The sequence below is a fragment of the uncultured Serinicoccus sp. genome (assembly GCF_947487915.1).
GTDB lineage: Bacteria > Actinomycetota > Actinomycetes > Actinomycetales > Dermatophilaceae > Ornithinicoccus.
Map to the genome: position 1 here is coordinate 55,037 of NZ_CANKYH010000011.1, position 22,563 is coordinate 77,599.

General features: G+C 73.8%; 21 protein-coding genes and 1 tRNA gene. 6 read left to right on the forward strand and 16 right to left on the reverse strand.

Translation table 11 applies throughout. The features are described 5' to 3' along the window. Positions 1–68: 68 nt before the first annotated feature. The 6 genes from Q0795_RS14980 to Q0795_RS15005 all read right to left on the reverse strand — a co-directional run bounded on the left by Q0795_RS14980 (position 69) and on the right by Q0795_RS15005 (position 5,627). Positions 69–404 (reverse strand): Lsr2 family protein, encoded by a 336-nt coding sequence (locus Q0795_RS14980; RefSeq protein ID WP_298890959.1) that lies wholly within the window; start codon positions 402–404, stop codon positions 69–71. 145 nt (positions 405–549) lie between these two features. Next, a complete protein-coding gene (locus Q0795_RS14985) occupies positions 550–789 on the reverse strand; it encodes a hypothetical protein (RefSeq protein WP_298890961.1) in 240 nt (79 codons plus the stop codon). Beyond that, a complete protein-coding gene (lysS, locus tag Q0795_RS14990; protein ID WP_298890963.1) occupies positions 789–2,291 on the reverse strand; it encodes a lysine--tRNA ligase in 1,503 nt (500 codons plus the stop codon). The genes Q0795_RS14985 and lysS overlap by 1 nt, the downstream gene beginning before the upstream one ends. Before the next feature lie 72 nt (positions 2,292–2,363). Further along, positions 2,364–2,867 carry a methylated-DNA--[protein]-cysteine S-methyltransferase gene (locus Q0795_RS14995; RefSeq protein ID WP_298890965.1) on the reverse strand — a complete coding sequence of 168 codons (504 nt, stop codon included), beginning with the start codon at positions 2,865–2,867 and terminating at the stop codon, positions 2,364–2,366. Continuing rightward, positions 2,864–4,453 carry a DNA-3-methyladenine glycosylase 2 family protein gene (locus tag Q0795_RS15000; protein ID WP_298890967.1) on the reverse strand — a complete coding sequence of 530 codons (1,590 nt, stop codon included), beginning with the start codon at positions 4,451–4,453 and terminating at the stop codon, positions 2,864–2,866. Before Q0795_RS15000 ends, Q0795_RS14995 begins: the two co-directional genes overlap by 4 nt. A gap of 49 nt (positions 4,454–4,502) precedes the next feature. Next, on the reverse strand, positions 4,503–5,627 hold the full coding sequence (locus Q0795_RS15005) for a calcium/sodium antiporter (RefSeq protein ID WP_298890969.1): 1,125 nt from the start codon (positions 5,625–5,627) through the stop codon (positions 4,503–4,505). 19 nt (positions 5,628–5,646) lie between these two features. Here Q0795_RS15005 and Q0795_RS15010 point away from each other — a divergent pair, with 19 nt between their 5' ends. Then, a complete protein-coding gene (locus Q0795_RS15010; RefSeq protein WP_298890971.1) occupies positions 5,647–6,705 on the forward strand; it encodes an SAM-dependent methyltransferase in 1,059 nt (352 codons plus the stop codon). Between the two features lie 4 nt (positions 6,706–6,709). Then, positions 6,710–7,879 (forward strand): NADH-quinone oxidoreductase subunit D, encoded by a 1,170-nt coding sequence (locus Q0795_RS15015; protein WP_298890972.1) that lies wholly within the window; start codon positions 6,710–6,712, stop codon positions 7,877–7,879. A gap of 85 nt (positions 7,880–7,964) precedes the next feature. Here the strand turns inward: Q0795_RS15015 and Q0795_RS15020 are convergent, their stop codons facing one another. From Q0795_RS15020 to ftsH, 5 genes are read right to left on the reverse strand one after another with little or no spacing between them, the layout of a single operon-like run. Then, the gene (locus Q0795_RS15020) at positions 7,965–8,468 is read right to left on the reverse strand and encodes a DUF3180 domain-containing protein (protein WP_298890973.1); all 504 of its coding nucleotides are present in this window, start codon (positions 8,466–8,468) and stop codon (positions 7,965–7,967) included. Next, positions 8,465–9,364, reverse strand: coding sequence for a dihydroneopterin aldolase (gene folB, locus Q0795_RS15025; RefSeq protein WP_298890974.1), 900 nt, complete (start codon positions 9,362–9,364; stop codon positions 8,465–8,467). Before folB ends, Q0795_RS15020 begins: the two co-directional genes overlap by 4 nt. After that, positions 9,354–10,196 (reverse strand): dihydropteroate synthase, encoded by an 843-nt coding sequence (gene folP / locus Q0795_RS15030; RefSeq protein ID WP_298890976.1) that lies wholly within the window; start codon positions 10,194–10,196, stop codon positions 9,354–9,356. Before folP ends, folB begins: the two co-directional genes overlap by 11 nt. 7 nt (positions 10,197–10,203) lie before the next feature. Further along, positions 10,204–10,821 (reverse strand): GTP cyclohydrolase I FolE, encoded by a 618-nt coding sequence (gene folE, locus Q0795_RS15035; RefSeq protein ID WP_298890978.1) that lies wholly within the window; start codon positions 10,819–10,821, stop codon positions 10,204–10,206. Then, positions 10,799–12,844 carry an ATP-dependent zinc metalloprotease FtsH gene (ftsH, locus tag Q0795_RS15040; protein WP_298890980.1) on the reverse strand — a complete coding sequence of 682 codons (2,046 nt, stop codon included), beginning with the start codon at positions 12,842–12,844 and terminating at the stop codon, positions 10,799–10,801. Before ftsH ends, folE begins: the two co-directional genes overlap by 23 nt. A gap of 278 nt (positions 12,845–13,122) precedes the next feature. Here ftsH and Q0795_RS15045 point away from each other — a divergent pair, with 278 nt between their 5' ends. Continuing rightward, positions 13,123–13,944: an LLM class flavin-dependent oxidoreductase gene (locus Q0795_RS15045; RefSeq protein WP_298890982.1), complete on the forward strand. Its 822-nt coding sequence runs from the start codon at positions 13,123–13,125 to the stop codon at positions 13,942–13,944. A 51-nt stretch (positions 13,945–13,995) separates the two neighbouring features. Here the strand turns inward: Q0795_RS15045 and hpt are convergent, their stop codons facing one another. The 4 genes from hpt to Q0795_RS15065 all read right to left on the reverse strand — a co-directional run bounded on the left by hpt (position 13,996) and on the right by Q0795_RS15065 (position 18,318). After that, on the reverse strand, positions 13,996–14,547 hold the full coding sequence (hpt, locus tag Q0795_RS15050; RefSeq protein WP_298890983.1) for a hypoxanthine phosphoribosyltransferase: 552 nt from the start codon (positions 14,545–14,547) through the stop codon (positions 13,996–13,998). Positions 14,548–14,617: 70 nt separating this feature from the next. Beyond that, on the reverse strand, positions 14,618–15,616 hold the full coding sequence (gene tilS, locus Q0795_RS15055; protein ID WP_298890988.1) for a tRNA lysidine(34) synthetase TilS: 999 nt from the start codon (positions 15,614–15,616) through the stop codon (positions 14,618–14,620). Positions 15,617–15,620: 4 nt separating this feature from the next. Beyond that, entirely contained in the window at positions 15,621–16,754 is a 1,134-nt protein-coding gene (locus Q0795_RS15060) for a zinc-dependent metalloprotease (protein WP_298890990.1), read from the reverse strand. A gap of 46 nt (positions 16,755–16,800) precedes the next feature. Continuing rightward, complete coding sequence (locus Q0795_RS15065) at positions 16,801–18,318, reverse strand: D-alanyl-D-alanine carboxypeptidase (protein WP_298890992.1); 1,518 nt, start codon at positions 18,316–18,318, stop codon at positions 16,801–16,803. A gap of 91 nt (positions 18,319–18,409) precedes the next feature. Here Q0795_RS15065 and Q0795_RS15070 point away from each other — a divergent pair, with 91 nt between their 5' ends. From Q0795_RS15070 to Q0795_RS15080, 3 genes are all read left to right on the forward strand, one after another. Beyond that, positions 18,410–18,928, forward strand: a complete 519-nt coding sequence (locus Q0795_RS15070) for an inorganic diphosphatase (protein ID WP_298890994.1) — start codon at positions 18,410–18,412, stop codon at positions 18,926–18,928. A 223-nt stretch (positions 18,929–19,151) separates the two neighbouring features. Beyond that, a complete protein-coding gene (locus Q0795_RS15075; RefSeq protein WP_298890996.1) occupies positions 19,152–20,675 on the forward strand; it encodes a hypothetical protein in 1,524 nt (507 codons plus the stop codon). 145 nt (positions 20,676–20,820) lie between these two features. After that, positions 20,821–20,894: transfer RNA gene (locus tag Q0795_RS15080), tRNA-Thr, on the forward strand. Positions 20,895–20,983: 89 nt separating this feature from the next. Here the strand turns inward: Q0795_RS15080 and Q0795_RS15085 are convergent. Beyond that, positions 20,984–22,552 carry an alpha/beta hydrolase gene (locus tag Q0795_RS15085; RefSeq protein ID WP_298890998.1) on the reverse strand — a complete coding sequence of 523 codons (1,569 nt, stop codon included), beginning with the start codon at positions 22,550–22,552 and terminating at the stop codon, positions 20,984–20,986. Between the last annotated feature and the right edge of the window lie 11 nt (positions 22,553–22,563).

Below are 22,563 nucleotides of genomic sequence, written 5' to 3' on the forward strand. Positions count from 1 at the left end.
GTGGGCAGCGAGAAAGGGCTGACACCCCCGCACGGGGATGCCAGCCCTTTCTGCAGGCCTCGAAGAGGTCAGTGGGCCGCCGCGTAGGCGTCCTGGAGCTCCTGCGAGACGCGGCCACGGGCGCTGACCTTGTAGCCGTTCTCCCGGCCCCACTCACGGACCTTCGCGAGCTCGTCGCTGCGACCTCCGGCCGCCGCGGTGGTGCCGCGCCGCCGGGTCTGGCGACGACCGCCGGCCCGACGGGCCTGACCGATCCACGTCGCGAAGTCCTCACGTAGCTTCGCGGCGTTCTCGTCGCTGAGGTCGATCTCGTAGTGAACCCCGTCCAAGGCGAACTCCACGGTCTGGTTCGCCTCCCCACCACTGAGGTCATCCACCAGGATGACCTGCACTCGCTGTGCCATTTCTTCTCCTTTGTGCCGAGCATGCGCCGCTACAGGTTGCGCCGCAGGAGAAGACTAGCGCTATTTCCTCGCCGTGCGAAAGTCAGCACATTTCATTCGGGAATTCTTGAGAAATCCTGGCAATGCGGTCGCCCGGAGAGGATGCTCAGGAGCGGTCGGCAGGGTCGGCGCCCTGCCCGGGGTCGGTCACCGCACGACCCGGCCCACCTCCGTCGCCCGGGTCCACAGCACGGTCCGCCTCGCGGTCCGCCGCCCGCTGGGCCGCGCGTTCCCGACGGTCGCCCTCCACCATGTGCTTCATCACGACGTAGAAGAGGTAGAGCAGCCCGGCCGAGGGAAGCAGCGCGGCCAGGATCATCCATCCCTCGTGCAGGATCTCGCCCATCAGGCCTCCGGCTTGAGGAAGGGGAAGAGGATGGTCTCGCGCACACCGCTGCCGGTGAGCAGCATGAGCACCCGGTCGAGCCCCATACCGAGGCCCCCCATCGGCGGGGCGGCGTACTCCAGCGCCCGCAGGAAGTCCTCGTCCAGCTGCATGGCGTCGGCGTCCCCACCGGCCGCCAGGAGGGACTGCTCGGTGAGCCGGGCCCGCTGGATCTCGGGGTCGACCAGCTCGGAGAAGGCGGTGCCCCGCTCGATCCCGCCGATGATGAGGTCCCAGGCCTCGACCAGCCCGGGCCGGTCGCGGTGCGGACGGGCCAGCGGCTGGGCGATCGCCGGGTAGTCGCAGACGAAGGTCGGCTGGACGAGGGTCGGTTCGACGACGTCGCCGAAGATCTCCAGGGCGATCTTGTCCGCGCCCCAGCCGGGCTGGACCGGCACCTCGTGGACGGCCGCCAGCCGCCGCAGGTCGTCGACCGGCGTCTCGACGTCGACCCGCTCCCCCATCGCCGCGGACAGACCGTCGTAGAAGGACAGCCACGCCCACTCGGCGTCCAGGTCGATGGTCCCGGCCGCGCTCTCCACCTGCCGGCTCCCGATCTCGTCCGCGGCCGCCAGGATCATCCGCCGCATGAGGTCGGCCATGGTGAACTGGTCGCCGTAGGACTGGTAGCACTCCAGCATGGTGAACTCGGGCGAGTGGGTGGAGTCGATGCCCTCGTTGCGGAAGATGCGCCCGATCTCGTAGACCCGCTCCACCCCGCCGACCACGGCCCGCTTGAGGTGCAGCTCCAGCGCGATGCGCAACGTCATCGGCAGGTCGAAGGCGTTGAGGTGGGTGTTGAAGGGGCGGGCGTTGGCACCGCCGTGCAGGGCCTGCAGGACCGGCGTCTCGACCTCGACGTAGCCGTCGCCCTCGAGCACCCGGCGCACCGCGCGGGTCAGGGCCGCCCGCTTCAGCACCATCTGGCGCGCGTCCTCGCGCACCAGCAGGTCGACGTACCGCTGGCGCACGCGCTGCTCCTCGGAGAGCTCCTTGTGCAGCACCGGCAGCGGCCGCAGGGCCTTGGACGCCATGCGCCAGGAGGTGGCCATGACCGACAGCTCACCGCGACGCGAGCTGATGACGCGGCCCTCGACGAAGACGTGGTCGCCCAGGTCCACCCACGCCTTCCACCGGTCCAGGGCCTCCTGGCCGACCTCGGCGAGGGAGAGCATGGCCTGCAGGCGGGTGCCGTCCCCGGACTGCAGCGAGGCGAAGCAGAGCTTCCCGGTGTTGCGGACGAACATCACCCGGCCGGCGACACCGACCACGTCGTCGGTCTCCTCACCGGTCTCCAGGTGCACCCAGCCCTCGCGGACCTGGGCGAGGGTGTGCGTGACCGGCACCTCGACGGGGTAGGGGTCCACCCCGGCGTCGAGCATGGCCTGACGCTTGCCCTGGCGGACCGCGATCTGCTCGGGCAGGTCGGTCTCGGGCACGCTCGGTCGGGTCGGCTCGCTCACCCTTCCAGGGTAGTCGGCGGCGGGCGTGCCCCCCGCACCGCGTCGAGCCGCGACCGCGGTGACGGCCAGCGGTCAGACGGGCAGCGTGGGCGCGGTCCGTGACCGTTCCAGGTCCAGGAGCACCTGCTTGCGCTCGACCCCGCCGCCGTAGCCGGTGATCGAGCCGTCCGCCCCCACCACCCGGTGGCAGGGCACGACGATGGACAGCGGGTTGCGGCCGTTGGCGAGCCCGACGGCGCGGGAGGCACCGGGGGCCCCCAGAGCGCGGGCGAGCTCGCCGTAGGACCAGGTCCGGCCGTAGGGGATGGCCCGCAGCTGGGCCCAGACCCGCTGCTGGAAGTCGGTGCCCGGCGCGTCCGTCGGCAGGTCGAACCCGGTGCGGTCACCCGCGAAGTACTCCTGCAGCTGACGGGCGGTCTCCCGCAGCACCGGCGGCGCCAGGGCCCCGTCGACCGCCTCGCCCAGGTCGTCGGGCGCGTGCCGGTGCTCGACGAAGAACACCCCGGTGAGGTGCTCGCCGTCGCTGCGCAGGCGGAGGGGTCCGACCGGGGAGTCGGTCGTGAGGTGGACGGTCATGGGGTCTCCTTGCTGGCCGGGGGTATGCCGTCGCCCCGGCGGGGCGAGGGCGCTGGGGTGGCGGGCAGTGTCGCGGCGGCGTGGTCGGAGGCCGCCCACAGGACGGCGGTGGCGTAGCTGCGCCAGGGGCGCCAGGCCTCGGCGTGCTGCAGCAGACCCGCGCCGGCCGGCACCCCGGCCGCGGCCGCCGTGACCTTGACGCCCAGGTCGGTGGACGGGAAGGCGTCGGGGTCGCCCAGGCCGCGCAGCAGGACCATCTCCGCCGTCCACGGGCCGACGCCGGGCAGCGCGAGCAGCCCCTCGCGCGCCTCCTGCCGGTCGGCCCCCGGCCCGAGCCGCAGGTCGCCCTCGGCGAGCGCCCGGGCGACCGTCCGCAGGGTGCGCTGGCGCGACGCCGGCATGGCGGGCATCTGCTCGGCGGACGCGTCCGCGACAGCCTCCGGCGTGGGGAAGAGGTGGGTCACCTGCCCGGTCATCGGCTCCGGCAGCGGCTCCCCCAGCGCCTGGACGAGACGGGCCGCGTGGGTGCCGGCCGCGGCGGTGGAGACCTGCTGGCTCAGGACCACCCGCAGGGCCAGCTCGTCGGCGTCCACGGCCCCGGGGAGCCGGACGCCGGGGTGCGCGTGCACGAGCGGGGCCAGCCTCGGATCGGCCCCGAGGTGCTCGTCGACGGCGACCGGGTCGGCGTCGAGGTCCAGCAGCCGTCGGCAGCGTCCGATGGCGGCCGCCAGGTCGGCGACGTCGGTGAGCCGCAGGGTGACGCCGACGTGCCGCTCCCCCTCCGCACCGGGGCGCAGCACGAGCAGGGCCGGTCCGCCCGGCAGCCGCACCGCGCGGGTCAGGGCCCCGTCGGACCACGCCTCCGGGCCCCGGACGGACGTCGCCACGAGGTGGCCGAAGAGGCTGGGCACGTGCAGCGGCGGCCGGAACGGCAGCCGCAGGGTGATGCTGACCGGGGCGGGACCGCCCGGCCGGTCCCCCGCGGACGACCCCGGAGCCGGACGACGCCGCCTCGCGGCGGCGCGCAGCTCGGAGGGCGCGGCGGCATACACCTCACGCACCGTGGCGTTGAAGGAGCGGGTGCTGGAGAAGCCGGCGGCGTGGGCGACGTCGACCATCGCCAGCGTGGTCCCCTCGATGAGCAGCCGTGCGGCCTGGGCCCGCTGCGCCCGGGCGAGGGCGAGCGGCCCCGCGCCGAGCTCGGCCTGCACGAGCCGCTCGAGCTGACGCACCGAGTACCCCAGCCGGGCCGCCAGTCCGGAGACACCCTCCCGGTCCACCACCCCGTCGGCGACGAGCCGCACCGCCCGGGCCACGACATCACCCCGCACGTGCCACTGCGGGGACCCCGGCGTCGCGTCCGGGAGGCAGCGTTTGCAGGCCCGGAAGCCGGCGCCCTGGGCGGCCGCCGCGCTCGGGTAGAAGCGCATGTTGCGCACCTGCGGCGTGATGGCCGGACAGCTGGGGCGGCAGTAGATCCTCGTGCTCAGCACCCCGGTGACGAACCAGCCGTCGAACCGGGGGTCCTTGCTGCGCACGACCGCGGCGCAGCGGTCGTGGTCGAGGTGGAGGTGGGTGGTGCGCACCCCTCCATGGTGGGACACGCGACGCGCCGGGTCTAGCAGGAAAACGACATCACGGCACGGGCTCCCCGTCGGCCACCTTCTGCCGCACCCGACGTCGCTCGGCCAGCACGCCGGCCTCGAAGGTGGCGGTGACGATGAGGGTGAGCGCGACGAGGGGCAGCACAAAGATCACCATGACGATCTCGAAGCCCTGGAGCGCCTCGTGCCGGGTCGCGTTGAGGACCACGAAGGCGGTGTAGGCGGCATACAGCAGCACGAAGAGACCGCCCTCCCAGCGGGCGACCGTGAAACCGGTGAAGACGACCGGCGCGAGCGCCACGGTGCAGGCGACCATGAGCGGGATGTCGAAGGCGATCGCCGGGAAGGGCACCGGCAGCCCGCCGGAGGAGATGATCGCAGGCACCCCGAGCACCAGACCGATGTTGGCGATGCAGCTGCCGACGACATTGCCGACCGCGAGGTCGCGCTCGCCGCGGACCGCGGCGATGACGGAGGCCGCCAGCTCCGGCAGCGAGGTACCCACGGCCACCACGGTCAGCCCGACGACGAGACCGCTGACGCCGAGCGCCGCGGCGATGTTCACCGCGCCCGCGACCAGGAGGTTGGCACCGAGCACGAGCAGCGCCACCCCCCCGACCACGAGACCGAGGGCCGGCAGGACCCCCATCGGCTCCCCCTCGCGGGCCGCGGGGGCCCGACGTTTGCGCAGCTCCCGGCGCTGCTTCCTCCTGCCGACGACGACGGTGAGGACGGTGTGGGCGACCATGACGCCCAGCAGGAGCAGCCCCTCCACGGTCGAGATCACCCCGTCGAGAACCACCAGCAGCAGCGCCACCGACAGACCGACCATCACCGGCACGTCGATCTTGACCAGCTGCTCGCGCACCACGAGCGGCAGCACGAGTGCCGCGATCCCCAGGATGAGCAGGATGTTGGCGATGTTGGAGCCCACGACATTGCCCACCGCGAGCTCGGGCTGCCCGTCCAGGACCGCCCCGACGGTGACCGCGAACTCCGGCGCCGAGGTCGCGACGGACACCACGGTCAGGCCCACCACCAGGGGGCTGAGGCCGAGGCGGGTGGCGAGGTTGGAGGCCCCGCGTACCAAGAACTCCCCGCCCACGACGAGCAGGACGAGGCCGCCCAGGATCCGGGCGATGTCGAGAAGGTCCACGATGGGGCACCCTAGTGGGATGAGCGCCCCGGCACCTCCGCACGGGACCACGGGCTGGGAGCCGGCCTGGCAGCAGGCGCTCTACGGCCCCGGCGGCTTCTACCGCGCGAGCGCTCCGTCCGCCCACTTCGCGACCTCGGCCCAGGGCATCCCCGGGGGTGGGGAGCTGCTGGCCGCCGCGGTCGTCGCCCTCGCGCGCCGGCACGGATGCCGGCGCGTCGTCGACCTCGGGTGCGGCCGCGGCGAGCTGCTCACGCAGCTCCGGCGGCTGGACCCGTCGTTGCACCTGACCGGGGTCGATGTCGTCGCGCGACCCACGGGGCTCGACGTCGACGCGTGGCTGGTCTCCCCCGGCGGCGCGGCGCTGCCCGACGAGCTGCGCGACCTCCCGCAGACCCTGGTCCTCGCGCACGAGTGGCTCGACGTCGTCCCGTGCCCCGTGGTGGCCCGCGACGCGACAGGGGTGTGGCGCTCCCTCGCCGTCGCCCCGGACGGCACCGAGCATCTCGGCCCGGTGCTGCGCGGCGACGACCTCGCCTGGGTGCGCCGCTGGCTCGACGACGACGACGGGTCGGACCGGCGGGGCGAGGTGGGCCGGCCCCGGGAGGCTGCGCTCGCCGACCTCGTGGGCCGGGTCCGCAGCGGCCTGGTGGTGATGGTCGACTACGGCCACACGGCGGAGGACCGGCCGCCGCACGGCACCCTCACCGGCTTCCGCGGCGGTCGCGAGGTCCCCCCCGTGCCGGACGGCAGCTGCGACCTGACGGCGCACGTCGCCGTGGACGCCCTCCTCGCCCACCTCCGCATCGGACGCGCGGGAGGCGAACCGGACACCGGACGCGCGGGAGGCAGGCCCCGGCTGGCCCGCCAGCGCGACCTGCTGCGCGACCTCCTCGGTGATCCCGGGACCAAGGTGCCGCACGCGCTGTCGCGGACCGACCCACCGGCATACCTCGCAGGACTCGCCCGGCGGGCCGCCCTGACGACGCTCACCGGCGCAGCCCTGGGCGACTTCTGGTGGCTGCTCGTGCCGGTGGGACCAGCGCCCGGCGACGCCTCGGCCCCGGGCATAGGGTGAGGGCGTGAGCACCCGAGACGTGGACGTGACCCTGGGTGCCGCCGGCGTGGGTGGGCTCTCCACCACCGAGATGGTGCTCAACATCGGCCCGCAGCACCCGGCGACCCACGGCGTGCTGCGGCTGCGGATCACCGCCGACGGCGAGCGCATCACGGCCGCCGAGCCGGTCATCGGCTACATGCACCGGGGCGCGGAGAAGCTCTTCGAGGTCCGCGACTACCGGCAGATCATGGTGCTCGCCAACCGCCACGACTGGCTCTCGGCGTTCAACAACGAGGTGGGGGTCGCGCTCACCGTCGAGCACCTGCTCGGCATGGAGGTGCCCGAGCGGGCGACCTGGACGCGGACCCTGCTCAGCGAGCTCGGCCGGGTGCTCAACCACCTCATGTTCCTCGGGTCCTACCCGCACGAGCTCGGCGCCATCACCCCGATGTTCTACTCCTTCCGCGAGCGGGAGGAGATCCAGGCGGTCATGGAGGAGTTCTCCGGCGGCCGGATGCACTTCATGGCCACCCGGGTCGGCGGGCTGCTGCACGACCTGCCCGAGGGGTGGCTGGACCGGGTCGACGCCGCGGTCGCGACGGTCCGCGGCCGGATGCCGGCCCTCACCGGCCTGGTGCTGGGCAACGAGATCCTGCAGGGGCGTACCCGCGGGGTCGGCGTGCTCGACCTCGAGACGGTGCTGGGGTATGGCGTGTCCGGCCCGATCGCGCGCGCGTCCGGGCTCGACGTGGACCTGCGCCGCGACGAGCCCTACCTCGCCTACGCCGAGCTCTTCACCGAGGGCGGTCCCGGGCGGGTGGTGACCCGCGAGGCCGGCGACTGCTATGCCCGGCTCGAGGTGCTGGCCGAGCAGATCGAGGTCAGCCTCGACCTCGTCGAGGCGTGCACGGCCCGGTTGCGCGAGCTGGGCGAGGGCCCGGTGAGCAGCAAGCTGCCGAAGAAGCTCAAGGTGCCGGCCGGGGAGCACTGGTTCGCGTCGGAGAACCCGCTCGGCTTCAACGGCTACTACCTCGTCAGCCGCGGCGACACCGTGCCGCACCGGCTCAAGCTGCGCTCGGCGTCCTTCAACAACGTGCAGGTGCTGCACGAGATGCTGCCCGGCACCGTCGTCGCCGACATGGTGGCGATCCTCGGCTCGATGTTCTTCGTCGTCGGGGACATCGACAAGTAGTTCTGGACATCGGACTCTGGGGCCCGCTCCCCAGAATCCGATGTCCCGAAGGGAAGATGGGCCGGGCCGCCGCGCTCGCCTGGTCTCAGCCGTAGGCGAGGTCGCCGTCGCTCACGCCGTCGTCGTCATCGTCGTCGTGCTCGGTCGGGGGGATCCGGCACCACGCCTGACCGAGGTAGCCGGACGCCGACAGGCCCAGCGCCACCGCAGCATGCACGAGCCCCCACACCAGCTGCACGCGCTCGCTCGGGACATCGGCGTTGGGCAGGTGGACCAGGGCGTTCGCGGCATACCACCCCAGCAGCGCGGCGCCACCCAGCGCGGCCGCCTGCGCCCCCACGAGGGTGCCCCGGCCGCGCTGCGGGGAGGGGCGGACGCTGCCGCGCCCGAGGAGGTAGCGCCGGATCTGCCAGCACATGACCAGCACGAGCAGCGCCACGGCGACCAGCGGGACGAGCCCGATCCAGGAGATCGCCGGGTAGCCGCCGCCGAGCGAGCGCACCACCTGCAGCAGCAGCCAGCTGGCCATCGCGGTGAGCACGGAGAGGACCGCGCCCGTGCCGACCCGCACCCCGTCCTGCGTGCTCACCGCGGGTCCTCGACCGGCACTACGGCCTGCCCGGCCAGGTCCGGTATGAGGTCGCGCACGGCCGCCGCCCGGTCACCGACGCGCAGGGTCGCGGCGGGGTCGACCTCGTCCCAGGGCACGAGCACGAAGGCGCGCTCGTGGGCGCGCGGGTGCGGCAGCGTGAGGTCCGGGTCGGCGCTGCGCACGTCGGCGTCGGTCGCGGGGTCGCCGTACTGCACGAGGTCGAGGTCCACGGTCCGGGCCTCCCAGCGCACGTCGCGGGTGCGGCCCAGGTCGGCCTCCACCCGGTGCAGGGACGCGAGGAGCGAGGCGGGAGCGAGGCTGGTGCGGGCCACCGCGACGGCGTTGGCGTAGTCCGGCTGCCCGGCGACCGCCTCACCACCCACCGGGGCCGTCCGGAAGGAGCGGGAGACCCGGACGCGGTGCAGGCCGCGCATCCGGCGCAACCGGCGCGCGGCGCGGGCCACGGTCTCCGACGGCTCCGACCCGTCCGGGCCGGGGAGGTTGGCGCCCAGCGCGATGACCACGGGCACGTCCGTGCGCCGGCGCACCACGACGGCGACGTCGTCGAAGGGCACCCCCACGGGTGCCTGCGGCTTGTGCACGGTGACCTCGACCGCCTCGACGAGGGGGTGCACCAGCACGCGGGCGGCGATCTCCTCGGCGACGGTCTCGACGAGGTCGCGCGGCTCGCCCTCGACCACGGCGACGACCTCGGCGGCCACCGCGCCGTAGTCCACCGTCCGGGACAGGTCGTCGCTCGCACCCGCGTCGGCGAGGTCGACCTCCAGGGTGACGTCGACGACGAAGTCCTGCCCGTCACGCCGCTCGTGCGCGAAGACCCCGTGGTGCCCGCGGGCCCGGACCCCGGTGAGGCGGATCAGGTCACCGCGCACCGGCAGCCCCCTGCGTCAGCTCCCACACCGCGAGCGCGTCTCGGGTCGGTCCCACCTCGTGCACCCGCACCGCCCAGGCACCCGCCTGCGCGGCGAGCAGGCTCGTGGCAGCCGTCGCGACGTCGCGCTCCTGGGGTGCGGTGGGCTCGTCGGGCACCGGCGCACCGGGGCGCGCGGGCAGCCGGCCGAGGAAACGCTTGCGCGAGGCCCCGACGAGCACCGGCAGCCCGAGCGCGACGACCCGGTCCAGCCCGGCCAGCAGCGTCCAGTTGTGGCCCGCGTCCTTGGAGAAGCCGAGGCCCGGGTCCAGCACCAGCTGCTCCTCGCGCACGCCCAGCCCGACCAGCGCGTCCACCCGGTCGGCGAGCTCGGCGCAGACCTCGCCCACGACGTCGTCGTAGTGGTGGGTGGCGGTGGGGTCGCTCAGCAGCCCCCGCCAGTGCATGACGACGTAGCGGGCACCGGTCTGCGCGACCATCGGCCCCATCTCGGGGTCGCCCAGCCCACCGGACACGTCGTTGACGAGGACCGCTCCGGCCTCCAGGGCCGCCTGCGCGACGGACGCGCGCATGGTGTCGATCGACACGGCATACCCCTCCTGCGCGAGTGCGGAGACGACCGGCAGCACGCGTCCGCGCTCCTCGTCCTCCGACGGACGGCTGCTGCCGGGCCGTGTCGACTCACCGCCGACGTCGATGAGCTCGGCGCCCGCCGCCGCGAGGTCGCGTCCGCGGGCGACCGCGGCCGCGGGGTCGACGAAGCGGCCGCCGTCGCTGAAGGAGTCGGGCGTGACGTTGACGACGCCCATGATCGAGGTATGCCGGTGGCTCACGACGCCCTCAGCGCCCGGTGATGAGGCTCATCGCCTCGGCGCGGGTGGCCGGGTTGCGCAGCTGGCCGCGGACGGTGGACGTCACGGTGCGGGCCCCGGGGCGGCGCACGCCGCGCATGGACATGCACAGGTGCTCGGCCTCGACGACGACGAGGACCCCACGGGGGGCGAGGTGCTCGACCAGGGCGTCGGCGACCTGGGTGGTCAGCCGCTCCTGGACCTGGGGCCGGCGGGCGTAGACGTCGACGAGCCGGGCCAGCTTGGACAGCCCGACGACCCGACCGTCCCGCCCGGGGATGTAGGCGACGTGGGCCGAGCCGTGGAAGGGCACGAGGTGGTGCTCGCAGACGCTGTAGAGCTCGATGTCCTTGACGAGGATCATCTCGTCGTGGTCGACGTCGAAGGTGGTGCCGAGGACCTCCCGGGCGTCCTGCTGCAACCCGCCGAAGATCTCGGCGTAGGAGCGGGCCACCCGGGCCGGGGTGCCCTGCAGCCCGTCGCGGTCCGGGTCCTCGCCGACCGCGAGCAGGATCTCCCGGACCGCGGCCTCGATCCGGGCGTGGTCGACGGGCCCGCTCGCGGGCGGCTCGCCCGCCCCCGACTCAGGCGTGACCGGGGTCGACATGGCCGCCCTCGGGCACCTGGACCACCTCGGCCGGGGGGTTCTCCTCCCCGGCCTCGGTCAGCGGGTGGTGGCCGTTGGACATGGCCCGCCGCTCCGCGTCGGTGAGCACCGGGCCCGCCTCGTGGATCGTGCGGGCGTCCGAGGAGAGCCACACCGGGCGCACCGGACGCCTCCGGATGTCGGTGAAGACCGCGGCGATCGCGTCGGCGTTCAGGGTCTCCTTCTCCAGCAGCTCGAGCACGAGGGCGTCGAGGATGTCGCGGTTGTCGTTGAGCGCGTGCCAGGCCTCGTCGTGCGCGGCCTCGATGAGCCGGCGCACCTCCTGGTCGACGACGCCGGCGAGGTTCTCGGAGTAGTCGCGCTCGTGGCCCATGTCGCGCCCGAGGAAGACCTCGCCCCCCGCCGAGCCCAACTTGACCGCACCGATCCGCTCGGACATCCCGAACTGCGTGACCATCTTGCGCGCGAGGCCGGTCGCCTTCTCGATGTCGTTGGCGGCGCCGGTGGTGGGGTCGTGGAAGACCAGCTCCTCGGCCACCCGGCCACCGAGCGCGTAGGCGAGCTGGTCCAGCAGCTCGTTGCGGGTGGTGGAGTACTTGTCGTCGGTGGGCAGCACCATGGTGTAGCCGAGCGCCCGGCCGCGGGGCAGGATGGTCACCTTGCTCACCGGGTCGGTGTGGTTCATCGCCGCGGCGACGAGGGCGTGGCCGCCCTCGTGGTAGGCGGTGATCTTCTTCTCCTTCGCGCTCATGACCCGGGTCCGCTTCTGCGGGCCGGCCATGACGCGGTCGATCGCCTCGTCGAGGTCGGCGTCGGTGATGACCTGCTCGTTCTTGCGGGCGGTGAGCAGGGCGGCCTCGTTGAGCACGTTGGCCAGGTCGGCACCGGAGAAGCCCGGCGTGCGCCGCGCGATCGCCATGAGGTCGACGTCGGCCAGCGGCTTGCCCTTCCCGTGCACCTGCAGGATGTGCAGGCGACCGAGCATGTCGGGGGCCTCGACCGCGATCTGCCGGTCGAAGCGGCCCGGGCGCAGGAGCGCCGGGTCGAGGATGTCGGGCCGGTTGGTGGCGGCGATGAGGATGACGTTGGTCTTGACGTCGAAGCCGTCCATCTCGACGAGCAGCTGGTTGAGCGTCTGCTCCCGCTCGTCGTGCCCGCCACCCATGCCGGCGCCGCGGTGGCGGCCGACGGCGTCGATCTCGTCGACGAAGATGATCGCCGGGGCGTTCTCCTTGGCCTGCTCGAAGAGGTCGCGGACGCGGGAGGCACCCACGCCGACGAACATCTCGACGAAGTCCGAGCCGGAGATGGAGTAGAACGGCACCCCGGCCTCGCCGGCGACAGCCCGGGCGAGGAGGGTCTTGCCGGTGCCGGGCGGGCCGTAGAGCAGCACGCCCTTGGGGATCTTGGCGCCCACCTCCAGGAACTTGCGGGGCTCGGAGAGGAACTCCTTGATCTCGTGCAGCTCCTCCACGGCCTCGTCGGAGCCGGCGACGTCGGCGAAGGTGACCTTGGGCATGTCCTTCGTCGCGAGCTTGGCCTTGGACTTGCCGAACTGCATGACGCCTCGCCCGCCGCCCTGCATCCGGGTCATCAGCCACAGGAAGAGCGCCAGGATGAGCAGCAGCGGCAGGAAGTTGACCAGGATGGAGACGAAGACGTTCTGACGGGCCGGGTCGTCGGTCCACCGCTCCGACGGCGGGTTGGCGTCGAGCGTCTCGATGACCTGCGGGCCGCGGGCGTCGACGTAGAACGCCTGCACCTGGTCGGTCTCCCGGACGTCGTCGCTGGAGAAGGTCTCCCCTTCCCGCAGGGTGAGGTCGATGCGGTCCGGCGTCACGACCGCCTCGGCGACCTGTCCGTCCTCGATCAGCTGGAGCGCGTCAGCGGTGTCGATCCTGCTGTAGGGGCTCTGCGACAGCAGCGAGTACCACAGGATCCCCAGGCCGAGGAAGAGGAAGACCCACATCCACGGGCTGGGCTTGGGCCGCTTGCTGGGCCTCTTGGTCGGGGCAGTGCTCATATCAATGACGTTCGGGGGCCCACGGGAGCCCCCGGTCCTCCTGGTCGGTGGTCCGGCAGTGATTCTTCTGCCCGTCAACGCGCGGCAGATGGACAGTGTTCCACCTCACCCAGGGGCTCCGCCCCCGGGCACCCCCCGCTGGGGCTGCGCCCCAGACCCCCCTCACCCAGGGGCTCCGCCCCCGGGCACCCCCCGCTGGGGCTGCGCCCCAGACCCCCCTCACCCAGGGGCTGCGCCCGACACCCTGCGCCGCTCCCGCCGGGGCTACGGTGACGCGTATGACGCCCCTCGGCCTGATCTTCCCGCCCGACCAGCCCCCGGAGCGGCTGCGGGAGGTGGCCCGGGCCGCGGAGGCCGCCGGGGTGGACGAGCTGTGGCTGTGGGAGGACTGCTTCAAGGAGAGCGGGGTCGCGCCCGCGGCGGCCGCCCTCGCGTGGACCTCGACCCTGCGGGTGGGGATCGCCCTCATGCCGGTGCCGCTGCGCAACGTGGCGCTCACCGCCATGGAGATCGCGACCCTCGCCCGGCTCTTCCCCGGGCGCTTCCTGCCGGCGGTCGGTCACGGGGTGCAGGGCTGGATGGGACAGACCGGCGCCCGGGTCGACTCACCCATGACGCTGCTGCGTGAGCAGGTCGAGGCGCTGCAGTGCCTCCTGCACGGGGAGCAGGTGTCGCGGCAGGGGCGCTACGTCGCCCTCGAGGAGGTGGCGCTGGACTGGCCGCCGGAGCAGGTGCCCCCGCTGCTCGTGGGCGCGCAGGGACCGCGGACCCTGGCCCTGGCCGGCGAGCTCGGCGACGGGGTGGTCGTCGACGTGGCGGAGCACCTGCCGCGAGCCGTGGCCGCGGTGCGCGAGGCGAGGGCCCGCGCGGGACGGGAGGGGGAGCCCGATGTGCTCGTCTTCCAGACCGTGGCCGTCGGGACCCCGCCCGAGGAGGTCGCCGAGCAGGTGCGCGCCCGGGTCGCCGAGGGCGCACGGCGGGTGGCCGTCACCGTGGTGACGGCCACGGGCGGCCCCCCGGAGCCGGGCCCGGCGCTGCTGGACGCCGTCCCGACGCTGGGCCGCGCCCGGGAGCTCCTGGCGCGGACCGACCCGTCCTAGCGGCCGGCGCGCAGGGGGTGTCCCGCCCCGCCGACGGGCCGACCGTCCTGCTCAGCTGTAGACGTGCGGGGCCAGGGTGCCGATGACGCGCAGGTTGCGGTACTTCTCGGCGTAGTCGAGGCCGTAGCCCACGACGAACGCGTCGGGGATGTCGAAGCCGACGTACCTCGTGTCGATCTCCACCTTGGCGGCCTCCGGCTTGCGGAGCAGGGTGCAGATCTCCAGGCTCGCCGGGCCGCGGGAGCGCAGGTTCGCGCTGATCCACGACAGGGTCAGGCCGGAGTCGATGATGTCCTCGACGATGAGCACGTGCCGATCGGTGATGTCGGTGTCCAGGTCCTTGAGGATCCGCACCACCCCGCTGCTCTTGGTGCCGGAGCCGTAGCTGGAGACGGCCATCCAGTCCATCTCCGCCGAGCCGGGCAGCGCCCGCATGAAGTCGGCCATGACCATGATCGCGCCCTTGAGCACGCCCACGAGGAGCACGTCCTTGTCGTGGTAGTCCGCCCACACCTCCTCGGCCAGCTCGGCGAGGCGGCCCTGGATCTGCTCCTCGGTGTACATCACCTCGGCCAGGTCCTCACCCATGTGCTGTGCGTCCACGCAGCCTGCTCCTTCGTCGTCCGGCGCTGACGACCCGGGCGGTCACGCACCCGCGTCCGGGACCATCCAACTATGCCTCACCCTGCAGCCGCACCCCCTCCCCCGTCCGGGAGGCCCGGACCCCGCCGGGCAGGTGCAGCGGTCCCTGCCCGCGCCAGTCGGTGACGAGGGTGTCGACGGCCCGCAGGTGCTCCCCGGTGAGGTCGGTGCCCGGGCTGCCCTGCTCGAGCGCCACCCGCCGCCACAGCCGGGTGCGGACCGCCCGGGGCAGCGCCGCCAGAGCCGGGGCACCCCACGGCTGCTCGCCCAGGTCGAGGTATGCCGTGTCCGCCAGCGCGTCCAGCGCGTCGGCGTCGTCGCGCAGCAGGTCGGCGGAACGCGCCAGGTTGCCGGCCAGGCCCGGGCCGAGGTCGCTCTCGAGCCCCGCGAGCGCCTGCCGGGCCCGCACCCGCGCGAAGCGGCGGTCCTCGTTGTGCGGGTCGCGGTGGGGCGCCAGGCCCAGCGCCGCGCAGGCGTCCGAGGTCTGCTGCCGGGAGAGCCCGAGCAGGGGCCGGCCGAGCAGCACACCCTCGCCCAGGGGCCGCCGGCCGACCATGCCGGCCAGCGAGCGGGCGCCGGACCCGCGGGCCAGGCCGAGCAGGACCTGCTCGGCCTGGTCGTCGCGGGTGTGCCCCAGCAGCACCGCCGCGGCGCCGAGCCGTCGCGCCCCGTCGGCCAGCGCGGCGTACCTCGCCCTCCGCGCGTCCGCCTCCGGACCGGCGCCCGAGGACGCGACCGCCACCCGTACCACCTCGACGGACGACCCGTCGGGGAGCAGCGACCGGCACCGGTCCACAGCCTCCCGGGCCACGTCCGCCGACCCGGGCTGCAGCCCGTGGTCCACGACGACGGCACCGACGGCATACCCGGCGCGGGGGGCGACGAAGCCGGTCGCCGCCGTCAGCGCCAGCGAGTCGGCCCCGCCGGAGCACGCGAGCAGCACCAGCGACCCCCGCTCCAGGCCGCTGCCGTCCAGCCACCGGCGCACCGCGACGCGCGCGTCCGCCAGGGCCGGGGGCGGTCCGGGCACCGGCTCAGCCGTGGACGCGGGCGACCCACGCCTGCGGGTCGGCGATCTCGGTCGGCCGGGGCAGGGTCTGCGGCGAGGTCCAGACGCGGTTGAACCCCTCCACGCCGACCTGGTCCTGGACCGCCCGGACGAAGATCGCGCCGTCCTTGTACTGCCTCATCTTCGCCTCCATGCCGAGCAGCCGGCGCAGCAGCTTGTCGACGTTGCCGGCGCCCTTGCGCCGCTGCGTGAACCGGCGGCGGATCTCGGCCACCGAGGGGATGACGCTGGGCCCGACCTCGTCCATGACCACGTCGGCATGACCCTCGAGCAGGGACATGACAGCGGTGACCTCGGCGAGCTTCTCCCGCTGCTCGGGCGTGGCGACGACCTGCGTGATGTCCGCCTCGCCGCGGATGACGTCGGGGAGGGCGCCGGCGATCTCCCTGAGCCGCTGCCCGAGGTCCTCCGGCTCGGGCATGATCCGGGTGCCCATGCTGCGGGCCCGCTCGATGACGTGCTCGCGCAGCCAGGGCACCGCGGTGAACTGCACCCGGTGGGTCTCCTCGTGCATGGCGACCCACAGGCGGAAGTCCCCGGGGTCCACGCCGAGCTCGCGCTCGGCCGCGAGGATGTTGGGGGCGACGAACATCAGGGAGGGGGTGCCCTGCGGGGAGAGGTCGTACTGGCCCAGCACCTTGGTCGAGATCCACGACAGCAGACCCGCGACCTCGGTGCCCGTGACCTTGGCCGAGATGGCCTGCGAGGTGGCGCCCAGGTCCGGCAGCTCCCGGCCGGCCCGCTGTGCCCGGGCCCGGTCGGCGGCCCGCTTCTTGCGCACCACCTCGTCGAGGACGGGGGCGAGCATGGCGTCCATCGAGGCGCAGTTGGCGCGGATCCAGCCGGCCCGGTCGACCACCAGCGCCTCGGGGGTGCCGGGCGGGGTGGACAGCCGGGCGGTCGTGGCGACCGGGTCCACGGCCCGCGCGGCGGCGGACCGCAGGTCGGTGACCAGCTCGGTGATCTCGCGCCGGCTCGCCCGCGGCCCGGGGGGCGCCAACCGCGCGGCGGCCGCGGCGGCGAAGTCCCAGTCCACGAGGGCGCTGCCCCGCACGTCGTCGAGGGGAACGTCGTCGGTGGGGGCGGGATGCTCGCTCATGCGGTGACGGTATGCGCTCGCTCGCCCCCGCGGCGACCCGGGATGCTCAGCAGCCGCACCGGGCGAGGTCGGCGACCACCTCGTCCAGCACCGAGGCCGCCTCGATCGCGGCGGAGCCCCGGTCGATGTCGTCGGCCGTCAGGGCGTAGACGAGCAGCCGCCCGTCGCGGGTCACGACCGTGCCGGCGAGCGAGCTGACCCCGGGCAGGGTGCCGGTCTTGGCGCGGGCGTTGCCGACGGCCGGGTCGTGGACCTCGAGGTGGAACCGGGTGGCGAGGGTGCCGGTGTAGCCGGCGATCGGCAGGCCGCCCGCGGCGAGCACCTCCTGCAACCGGGGGTGGGAGCCGTCGGCGCCGGCCACGAGGACGTCGGCGACGGCGGCGACCGGGATGAGGGTGCCTTCGGACAGCCCGCTGGCGTCCGTGAGGCGGACCCCCGTCATGTCCAGCCCGTAGTCGTCGACCATCGTCTGCCGGATCCAGGCGGTGACCGACTCCTGGTCGGCCGCCTCGCCGTCGGCCACCGCGGCCTGTCGGGCCAGCTGCTCGACCATGGCGTTGTCACTGGTCGCCAGCGCCAGCGCCAGCACGTCGCGGGCCGCCGCGGACTCCACCGTGGCGAGCTCGCGGGCGTCCGGCGCCACCTGCACCTCCTCCGCCCGGGCGTCGTCGTCCCCGGCGCCCTCGACCTCGACGCCTTCCTCCGCGAGCGCCTCGCGGAACACCCGGGCCACCTGCTGCTCGGGCGCGCGGGGCGAGGGGTTGAAGGGTCGGGCGCGGTCGGCCGAGCGGCCGATCTGCACGATGCGGCCGGCGTAGCCCTCGTCGAGCCAGCGGTCGATCCACGTGGGCATGGCGTGCGGACCCTCGACGTAGGTCAGGTCCAGGCTCACCCGGACCGGTCCGTCGGGAGCGGCCTCGCCGGCCTCCTGCGCGGACCCGAGCGAGGCCGCGGTCTGCGCCGCCAGGTCGCTGATCCCGGCGTGCCCGGCCACGGCCTCCGGGTCGCCGGCGCCGTCGGCGAGCAGCATGTCCCCCCCGGCGACGAGCACCACCTCACCCGGGTCGGCGCCCGCGACCACCCGCGTGGTGAAGGTGTGGTCCCCCGGCAGCCCGGTGACGACGGCCGCGGCGGCGAGCAGCTTGGTCGTCGAGGCCGGGGTGACCAGACGGGAGGAGTAGCGGTCGCCCAGCGGCTCACCGGTGAGGGCGTCGCGGATGGCGACGGCGCGGCGGGTGGTGCCGCCCAGCCAGGTGCTGTCGAGCTCGTCGCTGATCTGCCCGGACACGGCGCCGCGGTCCGGCACCGGCGCCGTGGTGACCGGCCGCAGGGGCTCCGTGGCGGGCGCGATCCGCGGGCGCACCTCGCCCGGGGACGGCGCGGCGTCCGTCGTGGTGGTGGCCCGGTCCTGCGCCGGCGCGTCCTCCGTGGCGCCGACCTGCTCGGAGGCGGCGGCGCGCGGGCCGGCCGTCCCGGGCGCGAGCGAACCGAGGGCGACCGCGAGCGCGGTGACCCCGGCGAGGGCATACCGTGTGCTGCGGGGGGTGCTGCGCAGACCTTCCACCGACGTGCTCGACCTCCGTCGTCCCGGACCCCCCGGATGAGGGACACTGGGGGCCGAGCCTATGCCGTCCCCGAGCCGAAGAGAGCAGCAGATGCAGTTCGACGTGACGATCGAGATCCCGCAGGGCAGCCGCAACAAGTACGAGGTCGACCACGCGACCGGCCGGATCCGGCTGGACCGCATGCTCTTCACCGCGACCCGCTACCCCGCCGACTACGGCTACATCGAGGAGACCCTCGGCGAGGACGGCGACCCGCTGGACGCGCTGGTGCTCCTCGACGAGCCGACCTGGCCCGGCTGCCTGGTGCTCGCCCGACCGATCGGCATGTTCCACATGCGCGACGAGGCCGGTGGTGACGACAAGATCATCTGCGTGCCCGCCGAGGACCCGCGCAAGCTGGGCATCCAGAACCTGGACGACATCGGCACCCACACCCGGCTGGAGATCCAGCACTTCTTCGAGGTCTACAAGGACCTCGAGCCGGGCAAGTCCGTCGAGGGCGCCCACTGGGCCGGCCGGGAGGAGGCCGAGCAGTGCTACCTCGAGTCCGTGAAGCGCGCCAAGGACGAGGGCATGTCGACCGCGCGCTGGCCCATGCCGCAGCACTGACCTCCGGCCCCTGACGCCCCCCGGGCGGGGTCGCCACGCGCACCTCACCCCGTCCACCCGTCGCGCCGAGCGGAACCATCGGCGCCCGCCCGTCGTCGTAGCGGTGCACGGGGCGGACACCCGTGCCGCGCGCGGTACCATGGCTCCCGCACGGGCCACCGGCCGGCGACGACGACGCCCGCGGAGTGACCGCGGCACACGACAGGGGATTTCGATGACAACGGTGAACGACACGACCGGCGAGGTCGACGAGGGCGGGCGCAAGACGCCGTGGCTGCTCATCGGCGGGGGTGTCGCTGCGGCCGCCGTCGTCGGGGGTGGCACGGCGTTCGCGCTCATGATGGGTGGCGGGGGTGACCGTCCGGACAGCGTCCTGCCCGGCGAGGTCGCGGCCTACGCGCAGGTCGACCTGGACCCCTCGGCGGGGCAGAAGGTCGCCGCCGTGCGCTTCTTCCAGGGCCTGGACTCCGAGATGGACGAGCGCCTCTCCAACGGCGAGTGGCGCGAGTGGGTGTGGGAGCAGATCGAGGAGGAGGGCGACGTCCCCGGTGACGTGTCCTTCGAGGAGGACATCGAGCCCTGGCTCGGGGACCGCGCCGGCATGGTCGTCATGGGGGCCGGCGAGGGCGAGGAGCCGGTCGTCGCCGTCGCGCTGCAGGTCAAGGACGGCGACGCGGCGATGGCCTTCCTCGACGAGCACGTCGCCGACAGCTCGGAGGAGGTCGGCTACTACCTCGAGAGCGACTACGTGGTCTTCAGCGAGGCCGACACCATCGAGGCCGTCCGCTCCGCCGCCGAGGCCGGCACCCTGGCCGACAACGAGAACTTCACCACCGACATGGAGGACCTGGGCGAGCCCGGCGTCATGGCGATGTGGGCCGACCTCGCGCAGACCGACGAGATCGACCCCGCGGCCTACGACCCGAGCCTGCAGATGACCCAGGACCAGCTCGGGATGGGGGCCGAGCGGCCCGAGGTGGCCGGTCGCATGGCCGCCACCGTGCGGCTCACCGCGGACGCGATCGAGATGCACGGCATCAGCCGGGACGTCACCGGTATGGAGTCGCTGCCCGCCGGCGGCAACGCCGACAACCTCGTCACCCAGCTCCCCGCCGACACCGCCGTAGCGATGTCGCTGGAGCACGGTGACGAGATGGTCCAGTCGCTGTGGGACCTCTACAGCGAGGACTACGCCGAGGAGCTGCAGCAGGCCTCGGACGCCGCGGCCGAGCAGGGTTTCTCCCTCCCCGACGACCTCAAGGTCCTGCTCGGCGAGTCGATGACCCTGGCCGTCGGTCCGGGCATCGTGGACGCCGTCATGGGCATCTCCCAGACCGACCCCTCGGTGCCGGAGCTCCCCCTGGTCTACCGCGCCACGACCGACACCGACCGGGCCCGGGAGATGCTCGACGACAACGGCATGGGCGCCGGGGTGCTCGTGGTCCGCGACGACGACGGCACGCTCTCGCTCGGCACCGACCAGTCCTACGTCGACGCGGTCGCCGAGGGCGGCGGCGAGTCGCTGGGCGACACCGACCTCTTCACCCGGGCGGTCGCCGACGCGGGCGAGGCGCAGTCGACCTTCTTCGTCGACGTGGCGCCCTTCGAGCAGTACTACCTGCCCGAGGTCACCGACGAGAACGCCCGCACGGCGCTCGAGAAGCTCGCCGCCGTCGGCATGTCGAACGTCACCGAGGAGGGCGGCGACAGCCGCTTCACCCTGCGGATGGTCGCCGACCAGGAGTGAGCCGAGGGGCGCGGTGACCAGCGCCGCACCCGCACCCTGCCGACCCCCGGTGGAGGACTCCACGGAGCCCGTCCCCCGGGGGTCGCGGGTTTGGGAGGCCCCGACCCGGTCGGGTATCCTCGTCGAGTTGCCCGGCGGGCGACGCGCCGCCTTAGCTCAGTCGGCCAGAGCGATTCACTCGTAATGAATAGGTCGGGGGTTCGATTCCCCCAGGCGGCTCTCCAGCACCACCCACGACGCCCTCGACCCACGGTCGGGGGCGTCGCCCGTCGCCGGTGGACCCGACCGGCGCCGGGTACCGGTCCCGATCAGCAGGTGGTGCCGTCCGCGGGGACGGTCCCCTCGAGCAGGTAGGCGTCCACGGCGTCGTCGACGCAGTCGTTGGAGCGGCCGTATGCCGTGTGGCCGTCGCCGTCGTAGGACAGCAGCACGCCGGAGTCCAGGGTGTCCGCGAGCCCCTCGGCCCACTCGTACGGCGTGGCCGGGTCGCGGGTGGTGCCGATGACGAGGATCGGGTCGGCTCCCTGCGCCGAGTAGTCCTCCACCGTCTCGCTGGCCTGGGCCGGCCAGTACTCGCACGCACCCTCACCGGCCAGGTAGCGCCCCCACGTCGGGGACACCTCCTCGAACTGCTGCTCCACCGCCTCCGAGTCGAGGTCCTCGCCGTCGGAACCGGCCGGACGGTCGAGGCAGTTGACCGCGTAGATCGCCTGCATGCCGTTGCCGTCGTAGCTGCCGTCGCTGCCCCGGGAGGCGTAGAGGTTGGCGAGGTACATGAGCAGCGTGCCGTCGCCCTGGAACGCGCGGTCGAAGGCCTGGGACAGGATCGGCCAGGCGTTCTGGTCGTACATCGCGACGATGATCCCGTACATCCCCCAGCCCTCGGTGAGCTCGCCGGCCGCGTCGTCCCCGACCGGGAGCGGGGCGGAGTCCAGCTCGTCGAGGAAGGCGGGGATCCGCGCCATGGCCGACTCGACGTCCGAGCCCAACGGGCACTCCCCGCCGGCCACGCAGTCCTCGACGTAGGCGCGGGTGGCCCGCTCGAACCCCTCGGCCTGCCCGAGCCCCATCTCCAGGCCGGTGAGCTCGGGATCGATGGCGCCGTCCAGCACCAGGCGCCCCACCCGGTCGGGGAAGAGCGCGGCGTAGGTCGTGCCGAGGAAGGTGCCGTAGGACGCCCCGAAGTAGGTCAGCTCCTCATCGCCCAGGGCCGCGCGCAGCACGTCGATGTCCCGGGCGGCCTCGACCGTGGAGACGTGCCCGAGGAGGTCGGGGGCGTTGGCGCCGCAGGCCTGCGCGAACTCCTCGACGAGCTCCTGGGACGCCTGCTCCTCGGCGGCGTCGTCCGGGGAGGGGTCGGCGGAGAGGAACTCGTCCATCTGCTGGTCGTCGAAGCAGGTGATGGGCGCGGACCGGGCGACCCCCCGGGGGTCGAAGCCGACGACGTCGTAGGCCTCGCGCACCGGGGCGGAGATCGCCATACCGGCGCTCATGGCGTAGTCGACCCCGGAGCCACCCGGGCCACCCGGGTTGACCACGAGAGACCCCTGCGCCTCTGCGCCGGCCGGGCTGCGCAGGAGGGCGAGGTCGATCGTCTGCCCCTGCGGCTCGGCGTAGTCCAGCGGGATGGTGAGGGAGGCGCACTCGAAGTCGCCCTCGCACGCGCTCCACACCAGCTCCTGGGAGTAGTAGTCCTCCAGGCCCTCCGGCGCCTCGCCGGCGGCCGGGGTCGAGGTGGCGACCGGCTCACCGCCCTCGCTCCCGCCCTGCGAGGAGGTCGCCCTGCCGTCCTCGGGGGTCTCCGGCCCCGGCGCGTCGTCGCTGCAGGCCGCCAGCAGCGCGAGCGCGCTGAGTCCGGCGACCGCTTTGGCCGTCATCGAGGTTCGCA